Below are 4,142 nucleotides of genomic sequence, written 5' to 3'. Positions count from 1 at the left end.
TGATCGTCGGATCGGTGACCACCATGCCCTCCGGCAGGTCGGCGATCAGACTGGTCAGGGCGTCGGCATTCACGCAGCCGATCCTAGGAGGTGCGGCCCCGCGAGGGCACCTTCGACGGCGCTGGGGCAGTGATGACGTTCTACGGGCCCACAGCGGGCGCCGGTGGTGGCACAGTGGAGCCGTGAGCCTGCCGCATCCCCGCACCGGCCAGCAGTTCGACTCCCCGGTTCCGCCGGGCACCGGTTGGCCGGGGGATCCGGCCACTCCCGAGACCCCGGTGGCCACTGATGCCGCGCAGGTGGCGCGGCTGGCCGCGCAGGCGGGTTCGATCGAAGAACTCGATGCGCTGGTCAGCGTCTGCCGGGCCTGCCCCCGGCTGGTCGCCTGGCGCGAGGATGTCGCCGTCACCAAACGCAAATCCTTTGCCGACCAACCCTATTGGGGGCGGCCGGTGCCCAGTTGGGGCGCGGCCAAACCGAAGATCGTGATCGTCGGGCTGGCGCCGGCGGCCAACGGCGCCAACCGCACCGGGCGGATGTTCACCGGTGACCGTTCCGGCGATCAGCTCTACGCGGCGCTGTACCGCGCCGGGCTGGTGAACCAGCCGACCAGTGTCGACGCCGCGGATGGCTTGCATACCAGCAAGATCCGGATCATCGCCCCGGTGCGTTGCGCACCGCCGGACAACAAGCCGACGACCGAGGAACGTGACACCTGCCATCCGTGGATCGAGGCGGAGTGGCGACTGCTGGCACCGCACGCCCGGGTGATGGTCGCCCTCGGCGGCTTCGCCTGGCAGATCGCGCTGCGACTGGTCGCCGATCAGGTGCCCAAACCGAAACCGAAGTTCGGCCACGGTGCGGTCGCCGAGTTGAGTTCGGGGCTGAAGGTGGTCGGGTGTTTTCACCCCAGTCAGCAGAACACGTTCACCGGCCGGCTCACCCCGGCGATGATCGACGATGTGTTCCGCCAGGCCAAGCAGCTGGCCGGGATGCGGGAAGGTTCTGCGCGCACGAAGCGTTGACCTCCGTCGTGCGTCTCTCCGTTCTCGACCTCGTCCCGGTCCGCGCCGACCAGACCAGTGCCGACGCGCTGGCTGCCACGGTCGCGCTGGCCCAGACCGCCGACCGGCTCGGTTTCACCCGCTACTGGGTCGCCGAGCACCACAACATGCCGGCGGTGGGGGCCACCAGCCCGCCGGTGGTGCTCGCCTACCTGGCGGCGCAGACGGCGCGGGTGCGGCTGGGTTCCGGCGGGGTGATGCTGCCCAACCATGCACCGCTGGCCGTCGCCGAACAGTTCGCGTTGCTGGAGGCTGCCGCACCGGGGCGCATCGACCTGGGGATCGGCCGGGCGCCCGGCTCGGACCCGGTCACCTCGTGGGCGCTGCGCGGACCGGCCGGGCGTGACGATCGTGACATCGAGAACTTCCCCGACTACCTCGACGACGTCGCCGCGCTGATGAGCCGCGACGGCGCCGCGGTGCAGTTGCGCACCGGCGACTACCGGCTGCGGGCCACCCCGGCCGCGGTCGGGGTTCCGCGGCTGTGGCTGCTCGGGTCGTCGATGTACTCCGCCCGGCTGGCGGCGGCCAAGGGCCTGCCGTACGTGTTCGCCCACCACTTCTCCGGTCAGGGCACCGAGGAGGCGCTGGCCTATTACCGGGAGAACTTCACGCCCAGCGCGGTGTGTGTAGAGCCGACGACGTTCCTGACGGTGAACGCGGTCGTCGCCGACACCCGCGACGAGGCACTGGCGTTGATCCTGCCGAACCTGCAGTTGATGGCGCGGCTGCGCACCGGTGAGCCGCTGGGCCCGGTCGCCCTGGTCGAGGACGCGGCCGACGCCGAACTGCCGGTCGCCCAGCAGCAGATCGTCGAATCCGGCCTGCGTCGCGCTGTGGTCGGTGCCCCGGCCGAGGCCGCCGAGCAGGTGCGGGCGCTGGCCGAGAAGTTCGCGGTCGATGAGGTGATGATCAGCCCGGTCGCCTCCGCGCACCGTGGCGTCGACCCGGCCACCGCACCCGGCCGGGAGCGCACCTGCGATCTGCTGGCTAAGGAGCTGCTGTAGGCGCCCCCGCGTCGATCACCGTGCCGCCCATGCCGCTGGGCCGATAGTCGACGTAGACCGGGTTCTGCGAGAACGGGTAGTACCCGGAGTTGGCGGTGCTGCCGGCACCGATCCAGGGGCTGTTGGCCGCGGTGGTGGCGTAGGAGTACAGCAGCGTCTGGCCGTCGGCGGTGTACACCGAGATCTCCGTGCCCACCGGCACGTGCCCGTTGATCGGGATGCTCGGGAACATCGACTGCGGCATGGTGCCGACCAGCCCGCCGGAGTCGATCGACGTGGTCACCGGCACCGGGTCGGCGCCGTTGATCGAGATCATCGTGTCGACGGACGGAGAGCCGGGCAGGGTGAACTCCGGGGTCAGCGGGTTCGCGCCGAACGTCAACTGGCCGGTGGTCTCGTCGATCAGCACACCCTGGTTGAGGGCACCGGGCAGCGCCGAGATGATCGTCGAGGTGCCCGGGGCGCCGTTGTTCGGCCCGATCCCCAGCACTCCGACGATGCCCCACTTGTCGAAGTACGTTGTCATGAGCGAGTTCGATGCGGGGTCGACGATGTTCACCGCCGTCGGACCGGTGACCAGCCCGTCCGGGCAATCGCCGGTCTTGTCGCAGAATCCGACCGTGGTGTCATAGGTGTGGTAGCTGTACGAGGTGCCCGAGGGCATGCCGTCGTACCTTATTCCGCCGTCGGAGAACACCGAATCGCCGAGCCCCTGGCCACTACCCAGCATGGTCAAACCGGTTGAGCCGGTGTCGATCTGCACCGGTACCGGCGGGCCGCCGTTGATCGAGATGTACACGATCGGGCTGATCGGGCCCTGGGATGCGCCGTTCGGGCCGTTCTGCATGTACAGCGGGATGCTGGCGTTGTGTGGCCCGCCCGGGCTGTCCCCGGCGTGACCGGTGCCGGACCCGGCGCCCCCGGTGCCGCCGGCGCCGTTGGCCCCGTGGTTGCCGACGCTGCCGCCGGTGCCGCCCACCCCGCCGTTGCCGCCATCGCCGCCGTCCGCCCCGGTGCCGCCCGTGGCGACTGCGCCGGCCGACCCGCCGTTGCCACCGTCACCGGCCGCCCCGCCCCACAGGTTGGTTCCGGTGTTGGTCAGATCGCCACCGCTGCCGCCGTCACCGCCGCTGCCCCCGGCCCCGGCGTTGCCGCCCACACCATTGGCGGCGCCGGTTCCGCTGTGCCCGCCCGATCCGGCGTTGCCGCCCGCACCGCCGTCGCCGCCGCTGCCACCGCTGGAGCCCTGGGCGTTGTAGCTGCCGCTGCCGTCGCCGCCGTTCGCGCCGGCGCCCCCGATACCGCCGTTGCCACCGGTGCCGCCGGTGAAGCCGGTGTCACCGGCGCCGCCCTGCCCGCCGGCCCCCGCAGCGCCGCCGTCACCGCCGTCGCCGCCGATCCCGACCGGGTACCGGCCGACCCCGGACGGCAGCTTGTTGAACCCGGGCTGGGCGTAGAAACCCTTGCCGGGGTCGCCGCCCGCGCCGGCCGCCCCGCCGTTGCCGCCATCGCCGCCGTTGCCGCCGGCGCTGTGGTCACCGGCCCCGCCGTTGCCGCCGCTACCGGCGGCGCCGCCGTTGCCACCGGCTCCGCCGTCGCCGTTGACGCCGAAGGTGCCGTGGCTGTTGGCCGCCGGCGGCGGTGCGGTCGGGTACACCGAACCGCCGGCCCCGCCCGCGCCGCCGGTGCCGCCGTTGCCGCCGTTTTGCCCCAGGCCGCTGTCGGTGCCGATCACCCCGTTCGCGCCGTTGACACCGGCGCCGCCGTGGCCGCCGTTCGCGCCGTTGCCGCCGAGACCGCCGGCGCCGCCGTCACCGCCGAGGGTGCCGCCCTTGCCACCGGCCCCGCCGCTGCCGCCGGAACCACCCGCCGTGCCGGCCGTACCGCTGCCTCCGGCGGTGGTGGCCGAGACACCCGCGGTGCCCGCGACGCCGCTGCCGCCGTTGCCGCCGATCCCGCCGTCGCCGTGATCGCCGCCGTTGCCGCCGGCCCCGCCGTTGCCCCCGTCGGTGCCCGCGGCGGCCGCCGAATCCCCGGCCGCGTTGTACCCGGCGCCGCCGGCACCGCCGTT

At 72.9% G+C, this 4,142-nt stretch carries 3 protein-coding genes; 2 read left to right on the top strand and 1 reads right to left on the bottom strand.

What is annotated here, in order from left to right:
* Positions 1-182 precede the first annotated feature (182 nt).
* Positions 183-1,025 (top strand): uracil-DNA glycosylase, encoded by an 843-nt coding sequence (locus KIH27_RS21935; RefSeq protein ID WP_307856976.1) that lies wholly within the window; start codon positions 183-185, stop codon positions 1,023-1,025.
* An 8-nt stretch (positions 1,026-1,033) separates the two neighbouring features.
* Positions 1,034-2,071 (top strand): LLM class flavin-dependent oxidoreductase, encoded by a 1,038-nt coding sequence (locus KIH27_RS21930; protein WP_214095068.1) that lies wholly within the window; start codon positions 1,034-1,036, stop codon positions 2,069-2,071.
* Here KIH27_RS21930 and KIH27_RS23125 read toward each other — a convergent pair.
* Positions 2,055-4,142 (bottom strand): PecA family PE domain-processing aspartic protease (locus KIH27_RS23125; protein WP_214095067.1); only part of this gene is annotated, 2,088 nt, incomplete at its 5' end. The two genes, KIH27_RS21930 and KIH27_RS23125, sit on opposite strands and share 17 nt — an antisense overlap.

This window comes from Mycolicibacter acidiphilus, assembly GCF_018455725.1.
In the GTDB taxonomy this organism is placed as follows: domain Bacteria; phylum Actinomycetota; class Actinomycetes; order Mycobacteriales; family Mycobacteriaceae; genus Mycobacterium; species Mycobacterium acidiphilum.
This window is presented reverse-complemented; position numbering and strand designations above follow the sequence as displayed.